Genomic DNA, 22620 nt, shown 5'->3' with positions numbered 1-22620 from the left:
ATTAATCTGGTAAGCTATGTTAACGCGGCGGCAATTGCTGGATCATTTCCATTCCAGCCTGCCCTCCCTGCGAAACGGAGTATGCCTGATGGCCGTCGTGTCCAAAAAAATTCCCGCCCCTGATAAGGTTAAAATCCGTACGGCGCTTCTATCCGTGTCTGACAAGACGGACATTATCGAGCTGGCGACGGTGCTTTCCAAGCTTGGCGTCAAGCTGCTTTCGACCGGCGGTACGGCAAAGGCCATCGCTGAGGCTGGCCTTCCGGTGACGGATGTCTCGGACATTACGAATTTCCCTGAGATTATGGATGGTCGCGTCAAGACCCTGCATCCGAATGTTCATGGCGGGCTACTGGCGATCCGCGACGACGCTGATCATGTCGAGGCCATGAAGGCGCATGGTATCGAGGCGATCGATCTTTCAGTTATCAATCTCTACCCCTTCGAGGAAGTGCGCGCCAAGGGTGGCGATTATCCGACGACGGTCGAGAATATCGATATTGGCGGCCCGGCTATGATCCGCGCTTCCGCCAAGAATCATGCCTATGTCACCGTCGTTACCGATCCTTCCGACTACCCGGCGCTGGTCGAAGCCCTCCAGGCTGATGACGGACAGACCTCCTATGCGCTGCGCCAGCGTTTCGCCGCCAAGGCCTACGCCCGCACGGCTGCCTACGATGCAATGATTTCCAACTGGTTTGCAGAAGCACTGGCAATTGAGACGCCCGATTACCGCGCCATTGGCGGCGTACTGAAGGAAAAGATGCGTTACGGTGAAAACCCGCATCAAAGCGCCGGTTTCTACCTGACCGGTGAGAAGCGCCCCGGCGTTGCGACCGCAACGCTTCTGCAGGGCAAGCAGCTCTCCTACAACAACATCAATGATACGGATGCGGCTTACGAGTTGGTGGCGGAGTTCCTGCCGGAAAATTCGCCAGCCGTCGCCATCATCAAACACGCCAATCCCTGCGGCGTTGCGACCGGCCCGACCCTTGCCGAAGCCTATCGGCGGGCGCTGGCTTGCGATTCCGTTTCCGCCTTTGGTGGCGTCATTGCCCTGAACCGCACGCTCGATGCCGAAACGGCGGAAGAGATCGTCAAGCTATTCACCGAAGTCATCATCGCGCCTGACGTAACCGAGGAAGCCAAGTCGATCATCGCCCGCAAGCCGAACCTGCGCCTTCTGGCCGCCGGTGGCCTGCCAGATCCGCGCGCGGCTGGCCTGACCGCGAAGACCGTTTCCGGCGGCCTGCTGGTGCAGAGCCGTGACAATGGCATGGTCGAGGACCTCGAACTCAAGGTGGTGACCAAGCGTGCGCCGACCGCGCAGGAGCTTGAGGACATGAAGTTCGCCTTCAAGATCGCCAAGCATGTGAAATCCAATGCCGTGATCTACGCAAAGGACGGCCAGACGGCTGGTATCGGCGCCGGCCAGATGAGCCGCGTCGATTCGGCCCGTATCGCGGCTCAGAAGGCGGAAGATGCTGCGAAGGCGCTCGGCCTGACCGAACCCCTGACGCGTGGTTCCGCGGTCGCTTCCGAGGCGTTTTATCCCTTTGCGGATGGCTTGCTTGCTGCCATCGCTGCGGGCGCTACGGCGGTCATTCAACCGGGCGGCTCGATGCGCGATCAGGACGTGATTGACGCCGCCAACGAGCATAACGTGGCGATGGTCTTTACCGGCATGCGTCACTTCCGCCACTAAGCGCGGACCAGACAGGAATGACAATGGCCCGGAAAGCGATTTCCGGGCCATTCTTGTTTCACGTGGGACAGTACCTGGGCCGCCGTTTCAGGTAACGGCGCCCACCTGCCACGGCACAAATTCGTTGTCCCCGTAATCGTAAATCTCGCTCACCGTCTTGTCACCGGAAGCCACCGCGAGAATATGTTCAAAAATTCGTTTGCCGGATTCTTCGATCGTTTCATTGCCGGTAACGATTTCCCCGCAATTGATATCCATGTCTTCCTTCATGTGCTCATACATTTCGGAATTGGTGGCGATCTTGATGCAGGGTGACGGCTTGAAGCCCGACACCGAGCCACGGCCGGTGGTGAAACAAATGACGTTGCAGCCGCCCGCGACCTGGCCGGTGACGGCAACGGGGTCATAGCCTGGCGTATCCATGAAGACGAAACCCTGTTCCGTCACGGTTTCGGCAAACTCATAAACCGCCTTCAGCGGCATCGATCCCCCTTTGGCGACCGCGCCAAGTGACTTTTCCAGGATTGTGGTCAGGCCGCCAAGCTTGTTGCCATGGGAAGGGTTGTTGTTTAACTCGTCGCCGTTGCGGGCGGTATAATCGCGCCACCAATCGATGCGCTGCAGCAGCTTTTCGGCGACCGCGGGCGTGACGGCCCGTTTTGTCAGCAGGTGCTCGGCGCCATAGATTTCAGGCGTCTCGGAAAGCACGGTCGTGCCGCCATTGCGCACGATAAGATCTGATGCATAACCCAGAGCCGGATTGGCGGAGATACCGGAATAGCCGTCTGAGCCTCCGCATTCCAGCGCGACTTTCAGCTTGGAGAGCGGTTGCTCGGTACGACGGGCGGCATTGACCATCGGCAGCATGGCTTTGATCTCGGCAATCGCCGCATCGATCGTCTTTCGTGTGCCGCCATGTTGTTGAATTGTCATGGTCCGCAGCCGCTCACCCTCCTCCATCTTGTAGTGTTCGAGGATGGGGGCAATCTGGTTGGTCTCGCAACCCAAGCCGATCAACAGAATGCCGCCGAAATTCGGATGGCGGGCATAGCCTTGGATGGTGCGGATCAGCAGACGGTAGCCTTCCGATTTGGTGTTCAACGCGCAGCCGCCGCCATGGGTCAGTGCGACGACGCCATCGACATTGTCGAAGCCGTCAAGTCCGCCCTGTTTGTTGAAATAATCGGCGATGTAGCGCGACACCGTGGCGGAACAGTTCACCGATGCGATGACGCCGATGTAGTTGCGCGTTCCGACGCCGCCTATGCCGCGGTCGTAACCCATGAAGGTCCGACGCTCGCCTTCGGGCAACATGCCTTTTTCTTCGATATCGACACTGAACTGGTGCGCGTGTTCTGAAGGCACCATGGAAAGATTGTGCAGGTGCACGTGTCGGCCAGGCTCGATGTCCTGCGTGGCGATGCCGATGACCTGGCCGTATTTGAGCACTTCTTCGCCCGATCTGATCAGCTTGAGGGCCACCTTGTGCCCGCGACCGATCAGCTCGAGCGCCGCCAGATCGCCCCTGCCCGTCGCGCCACCGGCCGGGATTGACCGACGCGCCACCGCGACATTGTCGTTGGCGTTAAGCAAAATGGTTGCCTCGGAATTCTCACTCACGGGTTATCCTCCTCCCGAAATATTGTCTGCTATGTTTCCGGATCAGTTTTCGACCCAGCGCCTCTTCGAGCCTTCAAGATGGATATGCATGGCCGCCTGCGCGAGCAGCGGGTCCTTGAGTTCCAGTGCTGCCAGAATGGCTTCATGTTCCTGAAGGGCCTGCGTCCAAGTATCCCGGTCTTCAAACTTCACCCGGAACTGGGCCGAAATCGGGCTGTGGCGCTCATCGAAGAGGCTCGCCACCATCCGCGCCAGAACGCTGTTGCCGGATTGTTCGGCGATGGTGACGTGAAACGACCGGTCCTGATCCAGCGGTTTGCGACCGGACTCTATTTCTTTCTGCATCGTATTGAGTATCTGGCGAAGGGTGGCAATTGTCTCATCGGTCATGCGGCTGGCGGCCAACACGATCGTCGCACCTTCCAGCGCAGCGCGTGCCTGCATCAGTTCGGAAGGGCTGTCGCCGAGCGATTTCGTGTGATGGGCCGTCTGGAGCGCTTCCGCCGAGACATAGACGCCCGAGCCCATGCGGATTTCAACGGTGTTGTCGATTTCGAGTGCAATCAACGCCTCCCGCAGGGAAGGCCGCGAGACGCCGAGCTTCTGGGCCAGCTCCCTTTCCGCGGGAAGGCGCGTGCCGGGTACGAATTCACCGCCGTCGATGAGCTCCCGTATCTGGTCCGCAATCTGTTGATAAAGCCTGCGCGGCTCCGCTATTTTGGCCTGACCACTCATCTGCTTCTCGAAGCGTCCCGTCTGTAGTTCATATTTGGCCTTACCGTAACGCCAAGCGCCTCGATACGCAAGGAATTACATAAATACTTGAATATATGGGGTAAATATACGAGATTTGTGACTTGGTTAAGAGGATGCAAAACGGTGCTAGATCAAATCCGGAGAAATTGGCTTGACCATCGTAAAAAACCGGCCTAACCATTTGCCCTGTTCATGACCCCGGTGGAGCGGGGAACAGGGTGGAGGTTTCCAGATGTCGCAGGGCGCATCGACAATTCGTGGCGACTATTCGCCAGAGGAGATGGCGCGCGTGGAACGTTCGAGCCTCCTGCGTCTTGAAAATATCAGCAAGGAATTTCCCGGCGTCAAAGCACTGTCCAATGTGCATTTCGACCTGCGCAGTGGCGAAGTGCATGCCGTATGTGGTGAGAATGGAGCCGGGAAATCGACGCTGATGAAGATCATCAGCGGGGTTTATCAGCCAAGTGACGGGACGATTCTGCACAAGGGCGTGAAGGTGCAATACGCATCTCCGCTGGAATCCGAAGCCGCCGGCATCGCCATTATCCATCAGGAACTCAACCTCGTTCCGCATCTCTCCGTTGCCGAAAATATCTACCTTGCGCGTGAACCACGTCGCGGTTTTCTCGTCGACCGCAAGAAGCTTCGGCTGGATGCCAAACGCTGTCTCGACCGGCTGGGTGTCGATATCGACCCCGACCAGATCGTCCGCGGCCTATCGGTCGCTCAGTGTCAGATGGTGGAAATCGCCAAGGCGCTCTCTCTCGATGCCGAAGTGCTCATCATGGATGAGCCGACCTCTTCGCTGACCGAGCAGGAAACCCGACTTCTGTTCAAGGTCATCAGAGACCTCAAGGCGTCGGGAGTCGGCATCGTCTATATCTCCCACCGTCTGGATGAAATGGCAGAGATCGTCGATCGTGTGACGGTGCTGCGCGACGGACGTTATATTTCGACCGATGAATTCGCCTCGATCACTGTTGATGACATCGTCACGCGAATGGTGGGGCGTTCGCTGGAGGACAAATTCCCCGAGCGAACCTCGCGCCCGACGGACGATATTCTCTTTTCCGTCGAAGGGCTGACCCGTAATGGCGTGTTCAGTGACGTCAGTTTTTCGCTACGGCGCGGCGAAATCCTCGGTTTCGCCGGCCTTATGGGTGCGGGTCGAACGGAAGTTGCTCGCGCCATTTTCGGTGCCGATCCTCTGGATGCCGGCAAGATCGTTTTCAATGGGCTCGAGCTGTCGATCAATTCACCGCAGGATGCGATTGAAGAGGGCATTGCCTATCTCTCGGAAGACCGCAAAAGCGACGGCCTTGCCATCAAGATGTCGGTGGCGGCCAATACGACGCTTGCCAATCTCGGCCAACTTTCCAACCGTTTTGGGCTGATCGACTTCAAGAAGCACGATGAGGTCACCAAGCGCTACGTCGACCTTCTGAATATCCGCACCCCCTCGATCGAGCAGACGGTGCGGCTGCTTTCGGGCGGCAACCAGCAGAAAATCATCATCGGCAAATGGCTGTTCCGTCAGTCGCGCATCCTGTTCTTCGACGAGCCGACGCGCGGCATCGATGTCGGCGCGAAGTTTGCGATCTACAAGATCATGGACGAACTGGCCGCACAGGGCATCGGCGTCATTCTCATCAGCTCGGAGCTGCCGGAAATTCTGGGGCTGACAGATCGTATCGCGGTGTTCCATCAGGGCCGTATCACCGGCGTGCTCGAAACCGCCAAAACCAATCAAGAAGAAATCATGCGGTATGCGTCCGGTTACGGCCGGGCCGCGCAGTGAGGAACGACATGGCCAATATTGCAGAACCCAAGAAGGGCTTCGCCGTCAGCGATCGCCAGAAGGACATCATCCAGAAATTTGCCGCGCTCGGCAGCCTGTTTGCGCTGGTTGCGGTCTTCTCCGCGACCAGCAACGCCTTCTTTACCGTCAACAACGGTATGACGATTGCGCTGCAGGTGACTTCCATTGCGCTGCTCGGCATTGGTGCCACCTGTGTTATCATCACCGGCGGCATCGATCTTTCCGTCGGTTCGGTTCTAGCGCTTGCCGGTGTGGTTGCCGCTCTGGCGGTGAAGGAACTCGGCATGCCGGTGCCGGTCGGCATGCTGCTCGGCATTCTGACAGGCTCTCTCTGCGGGCTCATCAATGGCCTTCTCGTCACGCGCTTCAAGCTGCCGCCCTTCATCGCAACGCTCGGCATGATGCTGATTGCGCGTGGTGTGGCGTTGCAGATTACCGGTGCGCGCGCCGTATCCGGCCTTGGCGAATCCTTCGGTGAACTCGGCAACGGCGCCCTGTTCCGAATCGTCACTATCGGTGATGACGGCTTTCCGAATGTCGTATTTCCCGGCATTCCCTATCCGGTCATCCTGATGGTGGTGATTGCGCTTGCAGTGTCCTTCATGCTCAACCGCTCCATCCTCGGTCGCCATATCTATGCCGTGGGCTCCAATGCGGACGCGGCGCGCCTGTCCGGCGTCAATGTCGCCCGTGTTACCAACTTTACCTACATTCTGTCGGGCACGCTTGCCGGTCTAACGGGCTGCGTCTTGATGTCCCGCCTCGTCACCGCCCAACCGAACGAAGGTGTGATGTATGAGCTGGATGCCATTGCCAGTGCGGTCATCGGCGGCACGTCGCTGATTGGCGGCGTGGGCACGATTTCCGGCACGGCCATCGGCGCCTTTGTCATCGGCATTTTGCGTAACGGCCTCAATATGAACGGCGTTTCCGCCTTCACGCAACAGATCATCATCGGCCTCGTCATTCTGGTCACCGTCTGGATCGACCAGCTGCGCAACCGCCGCTGATCAAAAGGGCTGCGGACCCTTTCCGCAAACAAGATCGGCAGGGGAGGCCCGGATGCCGACATCACGGAGGAAGAAATGAAGAAAATTACGACTGCCCTTCTGACATCCGCAATCGCGCTGTGGAGCGTTTCCACCGTGCAGGCCGGTGAAATCGCCGTCATCGTCAAGACCGTCAACTCCACCTTCTGGCAGAACGTCCAGAAGGGTGCTGACGCGGCGATGAAGAATTCCTCCGGCAACACCATGACCTTCCAGGGCCCGGCCGCCGAATCGGCGATTGCCGACCAGGTCAACATGGTCGAAAATGCCATCAACCGTAAGGTTGCGGGCATCGTTCTGGCGCCTTCCGATCCGGATGCGCTGGTGCCTGCCGTCAAGAAGGCCTGGGAAGCCCGTATCCCGGTGGTTCTGATCGACTCGCAGCTCGCCAAGGGTTCGGAGCAATATTATCAGTCGTTCCTGGCGACCGATAACAAGAAAGCCGGCGAACTGGCCGCGCAGGCGCTGATCGACAAGGTCGGCACGGAAGGCAAGATTGCCGTCATGTCCTATGTCGCCGGTGCCGGTTCCGAAATCGGCCGCGTTGGCGGTTTCACCGATTACATCCAGATGCATTCGAAGCTTCAGATCGTTGGGCCGTTCTATTCGCAGTCGCAGATGGCGACGGCGCTGAACCAGACCACCGACGTTCTGGCCGCCAATTCCGACCTGAAGGGCATCTTCGGCGCCAATGAGCCGACTGCCATCGGTGTTGGCCGCGCGCTTGCCCAGTCCGGCAAGGCCGGTAAGGTCGTTGCAATCGGCTTTGACGGTAACCAGGACCTCCAGAACTTCGTCAAGGACGGCACGCTGGCCGGCATCGTCGTTCAGGGTTCGTACCAGATGGGCGAAAAGGGCGTGGAAACCGTGACGAAGCTCATCAACAAGGAGAAGGTCGAGAAGTTCGTCGACACCGGCGTCGTTGTTGTCACCAAGGACAACATCGAAAAGCCGGAAGCCAAGAACGTTCTCTACTGATTGCGTGATGGCGCGCCGCTTTGCGGCGGCGCGTCCTTCCAAAAACTGGAAAGTCCCTGCGATGAAAGTCTCCGATACACGTAAATTGCCGCGCCGCGCTGTTGACGTCACCGTCATGGGCCTCGGTTGCGCCCAGATGGGCAATCTCTACCGCGTCACGCCCTATGAAGAGTCCAAGGGCGCTTTCGATAAGGCGTGGGAGAGCGGCATGCGTTATTTCGATACCGCGCCGTTTTACGGTTATACGCGGTCGGAGCGTCGCCTGGGCACGATGGTGACCGAGCATGATCGCGGCGACTATACGCTCAGCACCAAGGTCGGCCGTGTCATGGTGCCGGATGAAACAGTGGGTCCGGAGGAGGATGCCTATATCGCGCCCCTGCCGTTCCGCCCGGTCTATGATTATTCCTATGACGGTATTCTGCGCTCCTTCGAGGCAAGCCAGCAGCGGCTGGGTATCCTGAAGCCGGATATTCTTTATGTGCACGATATCGGTTCTCATACCCATGGCGAAAAACATCGGCACTACTGGGAACAGCTGACCAACGGCGGCGGTTTCCGTGCGCTTGGTAAGTTGCGCGAGGAAGGGTCGACCGGGGCTGTCGGCCTCGGCGTCAACGAATGGGAAATCATCAATGACGCCATGGATGTTTTCGATATCGATGTCGCCATGCTGGCAGGCCGTTATACGCTGCTCGAACAGCAAAGCCTTGCTTTCATGAACCGCTGCGCTGAAAGCGGCGTCGCCATCGTTGTCGCCGGCGCTTTCAATTCCGGCATTCTCGCTGGCAACCGCAAATTCAATTATGCCGATGCGCCTGCCGATATCCTCAAGCGCGTGGACGCGCTGCACAACGTCTGCGAGGAGCTGGGTGTCTCGCTTCAGGCCGCCGCACTTCAGTTTCCGCTCGCCCATCCGGCGTCGGTCACGGTTGTTTCAGGAGCGCGCAATGCACAGCAGCTCGCTTCCAATATCGAATGGTTCGAGCAGTCCATCCCGGATGAATTCTGGTCCGAGCTGCACAAGCGCGGCCTGATTGCCGACGGTGCGCCCGTGCCCGGCGGAAAGGCCTGAGGCAATGCTAATCGACGCCCACCAGCATTTCTGGCTGATGAAGGATCGCGCCGGGCAATGGCCGCCGCCATCGCTCGCCGCCATCTACCGGGATTTTCTTCCGCCCGATCTGTCGCCATTGCTTGATGCCGCCGGGGTTTCCGGCACGGTGCTGGTGCAGACGATGGAGACTGCGGCCGACACGGATTTCATGCTGGCGCTGGCGGAAAAGACCGATTTTATCAAGGGTGTGGTCGGCTGGGTGGATATGAAGTCTGCCGGAGTGACCGCGGAGATCGCCCGCCGGGCGAAACACCCTGCCTTCAAGGGCGTGCGCCCCATGCTGCAGGGCATGGAAGACGTCGCCTGGATTGACGATCCCGCGTTGGATGCTGCCGTTGAAGCGCTTGTGAAGCACGGTCTGGTGTTTGACGCGCTGGTCCTGCCGCCCAATCTGCCGCATCTCCTCTCCTTCGCGCGCAGACATCCAGAATTGCCTGTTATTATCGATCATGGCGCGAAGCCTCTGATTGCCACTGGTCACTATAGTGACTGGCGGCGCGATATGGCGGCTCTCTCTGCCCTTCGCAATGTCCATTGCAAGCTGTCTGGCCTGCTCACCGAGCGTGGTGAGCAGCGCCCGGAAGCGGTGCGGCCCTATGCCGAGACCATCATGGACCTATTCGGTGGCGATCGCGTGATCTTCGGCAGTGACTGGCCCGTGCTGCGCCTTGCGGGTGACTATCAGGGCTGGCTGGATTTCTGCCGTGATGTCGTGCCGGCCAAGGACCATGCGGCAGTTTTCGGCGGCAACGCCATTCGTTTTTACTCCCTTACTGACAGGTGATGCATGCTGGCGATTTTCTGTGACACTCCCGGTCAACTAACCGCCAAGGATTTGCCGAAACCCGTGCGTGGCGAAGGTGAAGTGCTGGTGCGTATTCGCCGGATTGGCGTTTGCGGTACGGATCTGCATATCTTCACCGGCAACCAGCCCTATCTCTCCTATCCACGTATCATGGGCCATGAACTTTCCGGCACGGTTGATGAGGCGCCCGAAGGCAGCTATCTTTCCGCCGGCGATGTGGTGACCATCATCCCCTATATGTCCTGCGAGAAATGTAATGCCTGCCTGAAAGGCAAGAGCAATTGCTGCCGCAATATCGGTGTGCTCGGCGTCCATCGCGATGGCGGCATGGTGGAATATCTGAGCGTACCGCAGCAATTCGTGCTGAAGGCGGAGGGGCTGAGCCTCGACCAGGCGGCCATGACGGAATTTCTGGCGATCGGCGCGCATGCGGTGCGGCGCGGCGCCGTCGAAAAAGGGCAGAAGGTCCTGATCGTCGGTGCCGGCCCGATCGGTATGGCGGTTGCTGTTTTCGCCGTTCTCGATGGCGCGGAAGTGACGATGATCGACGGTCGCACCGACCGGCTCAATTTCTGCAAGGAACACCTCGGTGTCGCTCATATTGTTGCCCTCGGCGAGGGTGACAAGGATCGTCTGTCCGACATCACCGACGGTGATTTCTTCGATGCGGTCTTTGATGCGACCGGCAATCCGAAAGCCATGGAACGCGGGTTTTCCTTTGTCGGCCACGGTGGCTCCTATGTCCTCGTGTCCATTGTTGCCAGCGATATCAGCTTTAACGATCCGGAGTTTCACAAGCGTGAGACGACGTTGCTCGGCAGCCGCAACGCGACGCCTGATGATTTCGAGCGCGTGCTTCGCGCCTTGCGCGAAGGGAAAGTGCCTGACGCGCTGATCACCCATCGAATGACACTTGCCGATGTGCCGTCGAAGTTCGCCGGCCTGACCGATCCGAAAGCCGGAGTCATCAAGGGCATGGTGGAGGTCGCATGACCTATACGCCCATCCTGCAATTTGGCACCAGCCGCTTTCTCCTCGCCCATGCGGACTTGTTCGTTTCGCAGGCCCTGGACAAGGGAGAGGCGCTGGGGCGCATTACAATCGTTCAGACGACCGGCAATGCGGAGAGCCTGAAACGTGTGGCGGCGCTGAACAGCGGCGCACCTTATCCCGTGCGCATTCGTGGTATCAGCGACGGGCAGGAAGTGGACGAGGAAGTTCAGGGTGAGGCCGTTGCACGGGCATTGACAGCTGCGACCGACTGGGCGGAAGTCCGCCGCCTTGCCTGTGAAGCGCAGGTCATTCTGTCCAATACGGGCGACCGCGGTTATGAGCTGGATTCGACCGACAATGCTGCGCTCGCTGACGATTTCACAATCGTGCCGAAAAGCTTTCCGGCCAAGCTCTGCATGCTGTTGCTGGAGCGTTTTCAGCGGAACCCTGAAGCGCCTTTATCGATCTTTCCCTGCGAGCTGGTGCCGCGCAACGGCGAAAAGCTGAGCCAAGTCATTCGCCGGCTTGCAGACGAATGGCAATTGCCGGCGGGTTTTGCCTTCTATCTGAATGAGAAGTGCCGTTTCGCCAATAGTCTGGTGGATCGCATCGTGTCTGAACCCATCGATCCCGTCGGCGCAGTCGCGGAACCCTATGCCCTCTGGGCGATCGAGAAACAGGAAGGTCTCGTTCTTCCCTGCGTCCACCCCGCCGTGGTGCTGACCGACGAGCTCGACCACTATGAAAAGCTCAAGCTGTTCCTGCTCAATCTCGGCCATTCCTATCTGGCGGAGCGCTGGGTGCAGGATGCACGCCCGAAGGACGAGACGGTGCGGCAGGCCATGGGCGATGAGGCTTTGGTGGCGGATCTGGAAGCACTCTGGCGGGACGAGGTTCTGCCGGTCTTTGCGGCAGGAGGCATGGGAGATGAGGCAAAGGCCTATATCGGTCAGTTGAGGGAGCGCTTGCGCAATCCCTTTCTCGCGCATCGCATCGCCGATATCGCCGGCAATCACGACGAAAAGAAGCGCCGCCGCTTCGCCCCGGTCATTGCCGCGGCAGAACGGCTGGAATTGAACGTGCCGCAGGAAAAGCTGCGCGCGGCGCTTGCCACCATCAACCAATAACGGGGTTTTTCATGCAGCGAATGGGCATGGTCATCGGCGTCAAGCCTGAGATGATCGCGGAATATAAAAGGCTGCACGCCGCTGTCTGGCCGGAGGTTCTGGCATTGATCAGCGACTGCAATATCCGCAATTACACGATCTTCCTGCGTGAGCCGGAAAATCTGCTTTTCGGCTATTGGGAATATCACGGCAAAGATTTCAGCGCCGATATGGCGAAGATAGCCGCGAGCCCGAAGAACCAGAAGTGGTGGTCTTTCACCATTCCCTGCCAGCAACCGCTCGAAAGCCGAAAGGAAGGCGAGTGGTGGGCGATGATGGAAGAGACCTTCCACCTCGATTGAACGATTTTCTTTGACACTGACCGCGAGTAACCGGCCATGACCAAAATTACAGATCTGCGTGTTTTCGACCTGCGTTTCCCGACCTCCCAGAGCCTTGATGGTTCTGACGCGATGAACCCCGACCCGGATTATTCGGCGGCTTACGTCATTCTGGATACGGACGAGCCGGGCCTGAAGGGCCATGGCCTGACCTTCACCATCGGCCGTGGCAATGACATTTGCTGTATGGCCATCGAAGCGATGCGGCACCTGGTCGTCGGCACCGATCTTGCCACCGTCACCGAAAACCCCGGCAAATACTGGCGGCATTTGACGGGTGATAGCCAGCTGCGCTGGATCGGTCCGGACAAGGGCGCGATGCATCTCGCCACCGGTGCCGTGGTCAATGCCGTGTGGGACCTGCTGGCCAAGAAGGCTGGCAAGCCGGTGTGGCAGCTCGTGGCCGACATGAGCCCGGAAGAAATCGCCGATATTGTCGATTATCGTTACCTCACCGACGTGCTGACCCGCGATGATGCACTGGCGATCCTCAGAAAGGCCGAGGCGGGCAAGAAGGAACGTATCGAGACGCTGAAGAACGAAGGTTATGCCTGCTATACGACGTCGGCTGGCTGGCTGGGTTACGACGACGCCAAGCTGCGCCGTCTTTGCCAGGAAGCGATCGATGCCGGATTCAACCATGTGAAGATGAAGGTCGGCCGCGATCTGGAGGACGATATTCGCCGCCTCACCATTGCCCGTGAGGTGATCGGTCCCGACCGTTACCTGATGATCGATGCCAATCAGGTATGGGAAGTAGATCAGGCGATCGAATGGGTCAACAAGCTCGCCTTTTCCAAGCCCTTCTTCATCGAAGAGCCTACCAGCCCGGATGATGTCGCCGGCCATCGCAAAATCCGCGCCGCTATTGGCTCGGTGAAGGTGGCAACCGGTGAAATGTGCCAGAACCGCATCATGTTCAAGCAGTTCATCGCCGAGGGCGCGATTGATGTCGTGCAGATCGACAGCTGCCGCATGGGGGGGCTGAACGAGGTGCTGGCGGTTCTCTTGATCGCCGCCAAATACAATTTGCCGGTCTGGCCGCATGCTGGCGGCGTCGGCCTCTGCGAATATGTGCAGCACCTGTCGATGATCGACTATCTGGTGGTGTCGGGCACCAAGGAGGGCCGCGTGATCGAATATGTCGATCATCTCCACGAGCACTTCATCGAGCCCTGCGACATCAAAAACGCCGCTTACATGCCGCCGAAACTGCCGGGCTTCTCCATCGAAATGAAGCCGGAGTCGATCGAGACCTACACTTTCGAAGGATGACTGAAGGCGAGCAGCGCTTCTTCGAGGCGCTGCCATTTCGCTTCGCTACCGGGAAGGCCGAGACGCATGTCATCAGGTCTTTCATCGAAGATACGCACCAGAATGCCGCGACGGCCAAGATGGTTGAACAGTGCCTTGGCACGCTCATCCCGCACCAGTGTGAAGAGGGACGTGCCACCAGCGATTTTTAACCCCGCCTTTTTCAGCATTTCGTTGAGGCGTCGTGCCTCCTGCGCAAGCCGCAGACGCATGGATGATTGCCACGCCTTGTCCGCCAGCGCTTCGGTCGCAATATGCAGCGCCGGGCCGGAAACCGCCCATGGGCCAAGCCTTGCCTCGAGTTCGGCCGCGATGTCGGGATGCGCAATGGCAAAACCCAGGCGCACGCCCGCCATGCCGTAAAATTTGCCGAAAGATCGCAGGACTACCAGCGCGTCGTCACTGGTCGCATCCGCGAGACTGTCGGCGACGCCCGTTTCGATAAAGGCTTCATCAACGACAAGAAAGCCGCCTTTGCGACCTCTCGCCCGGGCGAGCGTGAGTAAAGCGTCGCGATTGGTGACGCGACCGTCGGGGTTGTTTGGATTGACCACCACGATATAGCCGTAGGTCGACAGCTCGCTGAGGTTTTCCACTTCCGTGACGGTAAGCCCCGCCATCCGCGCGGTCCGGGCATGTTCCGCATAAGCGGGCGAAAGCACGGCACCGTTATGGGCTCCACGATCGATGGCGATCTGCGCGAGCAGAGGCATCAGCATCTGGGTGCCGGGAGAGAGCGTTACATGCCGCGCGGATGGCGCGCCGAAATGGGCTGCTACCAGCTGTTTCAGTTCCTCTGCGGCACTCGGTTCCGGAAGGCGGGCGAATGCGCTGGCGGGAATGGGCGAATGCGGGTAGGAGTGCGGGTTGATCCCTGTCGAAAGGTCGATCCACGGTTCAGGCGCTTCCGGAAACATCAGACGCGCCTTGCCGAGATTGCCGCCGTGACGGATCGCAGCTTTCGCCTTATCTGGTACTGTCTCGCCCATGTTCTTTGCTCTCGCTTTCCTGTCGCTCTTGATCGAACGCGTCACCGGCTATCCGAACTGGCTGTTCCGGCGCATCGGGCACCCCGTGACCTGGATCGGTTCGCTTATCGCGCTCATGGACAGAAAATGGAACCGGGAGAGTGCGTCATTTTCACAGCGCAAAACTGCAGGTGTGGCGGCGCTCGCGGTTTTTGTCGGGCTGACGCTCCTCATCGCCTGGTCTGCTCAGTCCGTTCTGCTTTTTCTGCCCTTGGGTTTTTTGCTGCTTGCCGTTTTCGGCGCCTCGCTTCCGGCGCAGAAGAGTCTGGAACAGCATGTAGAGGCCGTCGCCACGGCTCTGGAACAAGAGGGTGTTGAAGGTGGCCGTAAGGCGGTGTCGATGATTGTCGGCCGCGATCCGCAACGGCTGGATGAGGCTGCAATCTGCCGCGCAGCGATCGAAAGTCTGGCGGAGAATTTCTCCGACGGTATCGTTGCGCCGGCCCTCTGGCTTGGTCTGCTGGGACTGCCGGGCGGGGCTGCTTACAAGGCAATCAACACGGCCGACAGCATGATTGGCCATCGGTCCCCGCGTCACGAGGCCTTCGGCTGGGCCTCCGCCCGTCTTGATGATCTCGTCAATCTGCCGGCCTCGAGACTGAGCGGCTTTCTGTTCGTTGCCGCGGCATTTTTCGTGGAGGGCGCATCCCCTCGCGATGCCATTGCCGCGATACGCCGCGACGCGCGCCATCATCGCTCCCCCAATGCCGGCTGGCCGGAAGCGGCTATGGCCGGTGCGCTCGGCTTTGCGCTGGCAGGTCCCCGCTCTTATGGTGGGCAGATGATCGAAGCGCGTTTCATGGGCGAAGGCGGAAGGTCGGAGCTGGTTGCCGGTGATATTCGCAAAGCATTGCGGCTGGCGCGGATTGCGGATCTGTTGCTGATCGGCCTGTTCGGACTTCTGGCGATCCTTATCGCGCTATAGCAAGCAGCCTGTCGAGATCGAGGTGCTGCTCCATATGAGCAGCCAGGCGGTCGAGAACCGCATCCACCTGCGCATCATAATTCAGGTCGGTGCCCTGCCCGCCGAGACGCTCCAGCCACGCGCTGCGCTGGCTGTCATCCGCAAAAAGACCGTGAATATAGGTGCCGAAGACACGGCCATCGGGTGAGATCGCGCCATCGTCATGTCCATTGATCGTCGAAAACGGCAGTTCGCCCGCTATTCCCGTGGTTTCCCCGACATGCATTTCATAGCCGGATAAACTAACGCCATCAAAACTTGCGCCGTGAACGGAAACGAGCCGCTTGTCACCCGTCAAAACCGTGTCGACATCAAGCAGGCCGAGCCCCTCGACAGTCGCCGGCGGTCCCTCGATGCCGTCAGGATCGGCAACGGTTTTTCCAAGCATCTGGTATCCACCGCAAAGGCCGAGAACGTAGCCGCCGCGCCTCACATGCGCCTTTATATCAATGTCCAGGCCCGCATCTTTCAGCACGGCAAGATCGGCAATTGTGGATTTCGAGCCGCAAAGCAGAACCAACTGGCAATCGGCGGGGATCGTCTCACCGGGCCGTATACGGATGAGTTCTACATCCGCTTCCATGTCGAGGGGATCGAGATCGTCGAAATTGGAAATATGCGGTAGGATCGGCACGGCGATGCGGATTTTTGCGTCCTGTTTTAGCTCTGTGGGGCCGGAAAGTCCAAGCGCATCTTCCGCTGGCAGCTTTCTCGCGTCGGCAAAGTGCGGCAGAAGGCCGATGGAGGCCCAGCCGGTCTTTTCCGAAATTATTTGCATCCCGTCCGCAAACAGCTCCGGATCGCCGCGAAAACGGTTGACGATGAAACCTTCGATCATCGCCACGTCATCGACGTCGAGCACCGCCCTGGTCCCGACGAGGCTGGCGATGACACCGCCGCGGTCGATATCGCCGATCAGGATCACCGGCGCATCGGCCGCGCGGGCAAAACCCATGTTGGCGATGTCGTTGGCGCGCAGGTTGATTTCGGACGCGCTGCCAGCCCCTTCCACCAGCACCAGATCGGCCTGTTGTTTCAGGTGCTCGAAACTATCAAGCACGCGCGGCATCAGCCCGGCCTTCATATGCTGATAATCGGCCGCCTTGGCATTACCGATGATCTTGCCCTGCACGACCACCTGTGCGCCGGTTTCGCTTTGCGGCTTCAGCAGCACCGGGTTCATGTGCACGGAAAGCGGCACGCCCGCCGCCCGCGCCTGTAGCGCCTGCGCACGGCCGATCTCGCCACCATCCGCGGTGACAGCGGCATTGTTCGACATGTTCTGCGGCTTGAACGGCACGACGGAGAGGCCGCGTCGGGTGAATGCGCGGGCAAGGCCGGCCACCATCAGCGATTTGCCGACATCCGAGCCCGTTCCCTGAAACATCAGCACCCGTGCAACCATGTCAGAATTCAATCCCCGCCTGCGCCTTCACGCCCGCCTTGAAGTGGTGTTTAACGAGGGTCATTTCCGTCACCATATCCGCCGCGTCGATCAGCGGCTGCTTGGCATTGCGGCCGGTGACGATGACGTGCAAATCCGGCCGGCGGCTGGACAGTGTCTCAACAACCTCCGCCAACGGCAGGTAGTCGTAACGCAAGGCGATGTTCAGTTCGTCCAGAACCAGAAGGCCGATCGTTTCATCGGCCATCAGAGCCTTGGCCTCCTCCCATGCCTTCGTAGCCGCTGCGACATCACGTTTCAGATCCTGCGTGTCCCAGGTGAACCCTTCGCCCATGGTGCGCCACACGATCCTGTCGCCGAACAAGCTCAGGGCCTGCTGTTCGCCTGTCGACCAGGCACCCTTGATGAACTGAACGATGCCGACCCTTCGCCCGGTGCCGAGCATTCGCAGGGCGAGGCCGAAGGCCGCTGTGGACTTGCCCTTGCCGGGACCCGTATTGATCATCAGCAGACCTTTTTCGATCGTCTTTTCAGCAACCTCGGCGTCCTGCACCGTCTTGCGATTGACCATTTTCTGCCGGTGGCGCTCGGCTTCGTTGGCGCTGATGTCGCGTGTCATTCAATTTCCTCTTCTTCCACCTGTGCGGAGTCGCCCGCCACAGGAGCGGCGACTATACCCAATTTGCCGCACCCGGCAATCTGCCGTGCCGATGGCTCGCGGCATTGACCCATGCTTCCGTTCAGCCTAAGGGTAAGGGACTGACGGTCTTTTCCCGGCAACGGGAAAAGCTAAGAGGGAACACGGTTCCACCCCAACGATGGGTCATTCCGTGGCTGCCCCCGCAACTGTAAGCGGTAAGCCCGCACCGTAAAGCCACTGGACCCGCAATGGGTTCGGGAAGGCGGTGCCAAGGCGTCAAGCCGCGAGCCAGGAGACCTGCCGTTTCAGGAAAAACGTCTGCCGGGCGGGGTGCTCCGGTCAGTCGGTTCGTTCGAAGGTTCGGCTTGCGGCCACCCGCGTGCCGTCTTTGAAATCCGCACCCCAAGATTTTTGCAAGGCGCGGGAAACGATACGGCTTGGATATTTCAGCGACATCTTCTTCCACCAGCGGAAATACGCAGGACGAAACGGCGCCCGGCGTGACCGTTTTCATTTGCAGAAGCTGCCGTGATGAAGCCGATGCCAATGTGGAACCGCGCCCGGGTTCGCGCCTCGTCGAAGCCGTCATGGCAAAGGCTGAGGAAGCGGGTGTCACGGTTCGTTCCGTCAACTGCCTTGCCAATTGCAAGCGCGGCCTCAGCGCCGTGCTGCGCAGCGCCAACGGCTGGTCCTACGTCTTTGGCGGGCTGACAACCGACGGCGCTGATGATTTGCTGGCCGGGGCGAAACTGCTTGCTGCCGCCTCCGATGGCCTGATGCCGTGGCGCGGCCGCCCCGAATCCTTAAAGCGCGGCATGGTCGCGCGCATTCCGCCTTTCGATTTTACCGAGGAGAGATCATGAGCACCCTTCTGGACCGCGTTCCCTGCACCATCGTTACCGGCTTTCTGGGGGCTGGCAAGACCACGCTGCTGCGCGGCCTTCTCGAAAAACTTGACGGCAAGCGGCTCGCCATCATCGTCAACGAGTTCGGCGACATCGGCATTGACGGCGAAATCCTCAAAGGCTGCGGCATTGAAAGCTGCCCCGAGGAAAACATCGTCGAGCTGGCCAATGGCTGCATCTGCTGCACGGTGGCGGATGATTTCCAGCCTGCGATCGAACAAATCCTCAGCCGCCAGCCGAAGGTGGAGCACATTCTCATCGAGACCTCGGGTCTCGCCCTGCCCAAGCCGCTGGTACAGGCCTTCCAGTGGCCGGCCATCAAGAGCCGGGTTACTGTCGATGCCGTGGTGGCCGTGGTGGATGGGGCTGCGCTTGCCGAGGGCCAGGTGGCTCACGACATGGAGGCGCTCGCCGCCCAGCGCGCCAATGACGAAGCGCTCGACCACGACGACCCTGTCGAAGAGGTTTTCGAGGATCAGGTCGCCTGCGCCGATCTCATCGTGCTCACAAAGGCTGATCTTCTTGACGTTGCTGGCTTGGAAAAGGCCAAGGCGCATATTCTCGACCATCTGCCGAAGGCGGCAAAGATCGTCGTGGCCTCCAATGGCGCCATCGACCCTGCCGTGCTGATCGGCCTTGGCCTTGCCGTCGAAGACGATATTGAAAACCGCCGCACCCATCATGACGGCGAACTTGACCACGAGCATGATGATTTCGACAGCTTCGTCATTGATCTGCCGGCTGTTGCCGATCCGGAAGCCCTTGCGATCCGCATTGCCGAAACGGCAGCGGCTGAGAATGTCCTGCGTATCAAGGGCTTCATCGAGGTATCCACCAAGCCGATGCGGTTGCAGGTGCAAGCCGTCGGTAGCCGCGTGAACCACTATTACGATCGGCCGTGGGCCGCAGGTGAAGAGCGCCGCAGCCGCCTTGTCGTCATCGGCGAAAAGGGCATCAACCGTGAGAAGATCGAGCAGATGCTGGCTGCCTGACACACGCATTTATCCGGGCGCAAGCAGCGACAGACGTCTGATGGACATGCTTTAGATGCATATTCTTGCCACCACATCATCGTCCCTGGACGACCTGATCGAGCCGGTTGACCTCAACCAGCCTCGCTCAGATGTGGTGATGCTGTCTTTTTCAGCAAGCGATCTGGCAGGGCTGGAACAGGCTTGGCGACAGGCGGAGGACGCGTCGACCACCCTTTCCTGCGCCAACTTGTCAGAGCTTCGGCATCCCATGTCGGTCGATCTTTGGATCGAAAAGACGGCGGAGCACGCGCGCGCGATCCTTATCCGGATTCTCGGCGGCGCGGAGCGCTGGCGTTACGGCGTCGACCAGCTTTCCATGCTCGCGCGGCGACGTGGCATCAGGCTTCTGCTCCTGCCGGGCGAATGCAGCGAGCGGGACGAAAAACTGGAGGCTGCTTCTAGCGTCGGTCAAGACATTTTAGTGTCCGCTCTTTCGTTCTTCCGCGAGGGCGGGCAGGAAAATATGCGCCGCCTCGCCGCTGGTCTTGCTGCCCTAGCAAGGGGTGGGGTTTGGCCCGAGATCATGGCCGAACCGTTGCCAAAAGTCGGTTTTTACCGCCCGGGTTCAGGCGTGGTGGACAGGTTGCAAGCCTGTGCCGGCTTTGCCGTCGGCGCTCCGGTTCTGCCCATTCTCTTTTATCGCTCCATGCTTTTGGCGAATGATGTCGCGCCCGTGGATGCCCTGTACGAGGCGCTGTCGCGCCGCGGCTTTGCGCCCGTTCCGATTTTTGTCAGCGGCCTGAAGGATCGCGAGGCGATCCGTTTTCTCGCGACCGTGTTGCCCGATATCGCGCCCGCCGCCATCGTTGCTGGGACCGCTTTTGCCAGTCAGACGGATGATGAAGGGGAAACCTTGTTCGACCGGATGGGCGTTCCGGTGTTTCAAGTGGTGATGGCAACGACGCGACGGGATGGCTGGGCGGAAAACGCCCGCGGTCTCAACCCTTCCGATCTTGCGATGCATGTGGTCCTGCCGGAATTGGATGGCCGGATTCTCGCCGGTGCGATCTCATTCAAACAGCCGCGCATGGTCGGTGGCACGAGCCTGATCAATGTCCCCGAGCTTGACCGTGTCGAACAGGTGGCAAACCGTATTGCCGCTTTGCTGCGCTTGCGGAGTGCTGCTGCTCGGGATCGCCGGATCATTGTCCTGATGCCTGACTATCCCGGTGCCGCGCCGGGGCGAACCGGCTACGCCGTCGGTCTCGATGTGCCGCAAAGCGTTCTCGAAATATTGCGTGATCTGAAGCAGGCGGGCTATACGGTGGAGGACATTCCCGAAACGGCTCGAACACTGCTCGAACGGGTCGACGCCCAGGAAGCTACGGTCGATCTGTCCATTTATGAGGAGTTTCTTTCCGGACTACCGCTGGCAGCTGCCGCTTCAATTACTGCAACGTGGGGCGCTGCAGGCGATGACGAGGGGTTGACGGAAGGCGCTTTTCGGTTTCGGGCCGCCCGCTTCGGCAATGTGATTGTGGCGCTTGCGCCAGACCGCGGGCGCAATGAGGATAGACGGGTGGATTATCATGACCCGGCGCTCCCGCCTCGGCATGCCCTTGTTGCTTTCGGTGTATGGATGCAGCGGGTGGCCGATGCCCATGCGATCGTCCATGTGGGTGCGCACGGCACGCTGGAATGGTTGCCTGGCAAGACGGTGGCGCTTTCGCGAGATTGTTTCCCCGAAATCGTCACCGGTTCATTGCCCGTCGTCTACCCTTTCATCGTGTCAAATCCTGGTGAAGCGGCGGTGGCAAAGCGGCGGATCGCGGCCGTGACGATCGGGCATGTTCCTCCCGTGCTGGTCAATGCCGGGCTTTCACCGGAGCAGTCGGCGCTGGAGCAACTGGTGGATGAGTATGCGCAGGCTGACGGGCTGGATCGACGTCGTCGTGACCGGCTGGCAAAACTGATTGTTGAAAAGGCGCTGGAGACCGGGCTTGCGGCCGATGCGGGTGTGGCCGCGAAGGATGATCCGGATGCGGCGCTGTCGCGCATCGATGCCTTTCTCTGCGACCTCAAGGACTTCGCGATCAAGGACGGCCAGCATGTGTTCGGACGTTGTGACGAGGATGAGACCGATCCTTTGAGGCGGCAGAGCGCCGAATCGGAAAAAGCCGCCCTGCTTGCCGCGCTCGACGGCCGCCATATCGTGCCCGGGCCTTCCGGTGCACCCGCGCGCGGAAGGCTTGATGTGCTTCCTACCGGTCGCAATCTTTATGCCGCTGATCCCCGCACCATGCCGACGCCGACGGCATATGAACTCGGTAGAATGGCAGCGGAAGAGATATTGCGTCATCATCTGCAAACCCATGGTGAGTGGCCGAAAAGCCTCGTCTTCGATCTCTGGGGCAGCGCCAGTCTTCGCAACGGCGGCGAAGATGTGGCGCAGGCGTTGCATCTGATGGGGGCACGTCCGATGCATGATCCCGCGACCGGCCGCGTGACCGGTATCGAGGTTCTGCCGCCTGCCAGCCTCGGGCGACCGCGCGTTGATGTGACGTTCCGCATTTCCGGCCTGTTCCGCGATATGTTTCCAGCGCTGATCGCGCTTCTCGACGCCGCTGCCAAAACAGTCGCGCGCCGGGATGAAGCGCCGGGCGATAATCCTCTGGCGGAAGAGGCCGCGGCACTCGGGCGTATTCCCCCGCGCATCTTCGGTTCCGCGCCCGGCACCTATGGCGCCGGTATTGAGGAAAAATTGGCGAGCGGTACCTGGGATGAACGCGAGGAGCTGGGGCGGGCATATCTCGAGGCTGCGAACCATGCTTTTGGCGGCGCCGATGGGCTCGATATCGTTGAAGATGCCGGCTTTACCGAGCTGGTGCGCCGGGCCGATCTTCTTGTTCACACCGGCGATGATCCCGGTCGGGATCTGCTCGACGGTTCTTCCGATGTCGCCTTCATCGGCGGTTTTTCCGCGGCGAAGGCTGCCCTCGGAGATATTGCCGATATCGTCGCGTTGGATACGACCGATCCGG

The 22620-nt window shown here is 59.8% G+C and carries 19 protein-coding genes and 1 riboswitch; of the genes, 14 read left to right on the top strand and 5 right to left on the bottom strand.

Annotated elements, in window-relative coordinates:
• Positions 1–88 precede the first annotated feature (88 nt).
• Entirely contained in the window at positions 89–1705 is a 1617-nt protein-coding gene (gene purH, locus ACUTJJ_RS03450) for a bifunctional phosphoribosylaminoimidazolecarboxamide formyltransferase/IMP cyclohydrolase (protein ID WP_445541309.1), read from the top strand.
• Between the two features lie 87 nt (positions 1706–1792).
• Here the strand turns inward: purH and ACUTJJ_RS03445 are convergent, their stop codons facing one another.
• Both ACUTJJ_RS03445 and ACUTJJ_RS03440 read right to left on the bottom strand, forming a co-directional pair.
• Complete coding sequence (locus ACUTJJ_RS03445) at positions 1793–3325, bottom strand: UxaA family hydrolase (RefSeq protein ID WP_445541308.1); 1533 nt, start codon at positions 3323–3325, stop codon at positions 1793–1795.
• Between the two features lie 42 nt (positions 3326–3367).
• Positions 3368–4060: a FadR/GntR family transcriptional regulator gene (locus tag ACUTJJ_RS03440; RefSeq protein WP_445541307.1), complete on the bottom strand. Its 693-nt coding sequence runs from the start codon at positions 4058–4060 to the stop codon at positions 3368–3370.
• A gap of 253 nt (positions 4061–4313) precedes the next feature.
• On the opposite strand from ACUTJJ_RS03440, the gene ACUTJJ_RS03435 reads away from it, so the two are divergent.
• The 9 genes from ACUTJJ_RS03435 to ACUTJJ_RS03395 all read left to right on the top strand — a co-directional run bounded on the left by ACUTJJ_RS03435 (position 4314) and on the right by ACUTJJ_RS03395 (position 13624).
• A complete protein-coding gene (locus ACUTJJ_RS03435; protein WP_445541306.1) occupies positions 4314–5879 on the top strand; it encodes a sugar ABC transporter ATP-binding protein in 1566 nt (521 codons plus the stop codon).
• A gap of 8 nt (positions 5880–5887) precedes the next feature.
• Positions 5888–6910 carry an ABC transporter permease gene (locus ACUTJJ_RS03430; protein ID WP_063951545.1) on the top strand — a complete coding sequence of 341 codons (1023 nt, stop codon included), beginning with the start codon at positions 5888–5890 and terminating at the stop codon, positions 6908–6910.
• A gap of 75 nt (positions 6911–6985) precedes the next feature.
• On the top strand, positions 6986–7927 hold the full coding sequence (locus ACUTJJ_RS03425) for an ABC transporter substrate-binding protein (RefSeq protein WP_063951544.1): 942 nt from the start codon (positions 6986–6988) through the stop codon (positions 7925–7927).
• Positions 7928–7988: 61 nt separating this feature from the next.
• Entirely contained in the window at positions 7989–9002 is a 1014-nt protein-coding gene (locus ACUTJJ_RS03420; protein ID WP_445541305.1) for an aldo/keto reductase, read from the top strand.
• 4 nt (positions 9003–9006) lie between these two features.
• Positions 9007–9828: an amidohydrolase family protein gene (locus tag ACUTJJ_RS03415; protein ID WP_445541304.1), complete on the top strand. Its 822-nt coding sequence runs from the start codon at positions 9007–9009 to the stop codon at positions 9826–9828.
• A gap of 3 nt (positions 9829–9831) precedes the next feature.
• Complete coding sequence (locus tag ACUTJJ_RS03410; protein ID WP_445541303.1) at positions 9832–10842, top strand: zinc-binding alcohol dehydrogenase family protein; 1011 nt, start codon at positions 9832–9834, stop codon at positions 10840–10842.
• Positions 10839–11969, top strand: a complete 1131-nt coding sequence (locus ACUTJJ_RS03405; RefSeq protein WP_445541302.1) for a mannitol dehydrogenase family protein — start codon at positions 10839–10841, stop codon at positions 11967–11969. Before ACUTJJ_RS03410 ends, ACUTJJ_RS03405 begins: the two co-directional genes overlap by 4 nt.
• A gap of 11 nt (positions 11970–11980) precedes the next feature.
• A complete protein-coding gene (locus ACUTJJ_RS03400) occupies positions 11981–12310 on the top strand; it encodes an L-rhamnose mutarotase (RefSeq protein ID WP_445541301.1) in 330 nt (109 codons plus the stop codon).
• 36 nt (positions 12311–12346) lie between these two features.
• On the top strand, positions 12347–13624 hold the full coding sequence (locus tag ACUTJJ_RS03395) for an L-fuconate dehydratase (protein WP_445541300.1): 1278 nt from the start codon (positions 12347–12349) through the stop codon (positions 13622–13624).
• On the opposite strand, the gene cobD is transcribed toward ACUTJJ_RS03395, so the two are convergent.
• Positions 13606–14652 carry a threonine-phosphate decarboxylase CobD gene (gene cobD / locus ACUTJJ_RS03390; protein ID WP_445541299.1) on the bottom strand — a complete coding sequence of 349 codons (1047 nt, stop codon included), beginning with the start codon at positions 14650–14652 and terminating at the stop codon, positions 13606–13608. The two genes, ACUTJJ_RS03395 and cobD, sit on opposite strands and share 19 nt — an antisense overlap.
• Between cobD and cbiB the strand changes: the two genes are divergently transcribed.
• Entirely contained in the window at positions 14651–15616 is a 966-nt protein-coding gene (gene cbiB, locus ACUTJJ_RS03385; RefSeq protein WP_445541298.1) for an adenosylcobinamide-phosphate synthase CbiB, read from the top strand. The two genes, cobD and cbiB, sit on opposite strands and share 2 nt — an antisense overlap.
• Here cbiB and ACUTJJ_RS03380 read toward each other — a convergent pair.
• Both ACUTJJ_RS03380 and cobO read right to left on the bottom strand, forming a co-directional pair.
• On the bottom strand, positions 15603–17060 hold the full coding sequence (locus ACUTJJ_RS03380; RefSeq protein WP_445541336.1) for a cobyric acid synthase: 1458 nt from the start codon (positions 17058–17060) through the stop codon (positions 15603–15605). The two genes, cbiB and ACUTJJ_RS03380, sit on opposite strands and share 14 nt — an antisense overlap.
• A gap of 1 nt (position 17061) precedes the next feature.
• Positions 17062–17679 (bottom strand): cob(I)yrinic acid a,c-diamide adenosyltransferase, encoded by a 618-nt coding sequence (gene cobO, locus ACUTJJ_RS03375; RefSeq protein ID WP_209086556.1) that lies wholly within the window; start codon positions 17677–17679, stop codon positions 17062–17064.
• 127 nt (positions 17680–17806) lie between these two features.
• Positions 17807–18019, top strand: a riboswitch (cobalamin riboswitch).
• Between the two features lie 118 nt (positions 18020–18137).
• Between cobO and ACUTJJ_RS03370 the strand changes: the two genes are divergently transcribed.
• From ACUTJJ_RS03370 to cobN, 3 genes are all read left to right on the top strand, one after another.
• Positions 18138–18563: a DUF1636 family protein gene (locus ACUTJJ_RS03370; protein WP_445541297.1), complete on the top strand. Its 426-nt coding sequence runs from the start codon at positions 18138–18140 to the stop codon at positions 18561–18563.
• On the top strand, positions 18560–19597 hold the full coding sequence (gene cobW, locus ACUTJJ_RS03365; protein ID WP_445541296.1) for a cobalamin biosynthesis protein CobW: 1038 nt from the start codon (positions 18560–18562) through the stop codon (positions 19595–19597). The genes ACUTJJ_RS03370 and cobW overlap by 4 nt, the downstream gene beginning before the upstream one ends.
• A 55-nt stretch (positions 19598–19652) precedes the next feature.
• On the top strand, positions 19653–22620 hold a 2968-nt coding region (gene cobN, locus ACUTJJ_RS03360), incomplete at its 3' end, for a cobaltochelatase subunit CobN (protein ID WP_445541295.1).

It is taken from the genome of Agrobacterium sp. DKPNP3 (assembly GCF_052686535.1).
The sequence above is the reverse complement of the archived record's forward strand: the minus strand, read 5'-3'. Positions and strand labels throughout refer to the sequence as shown.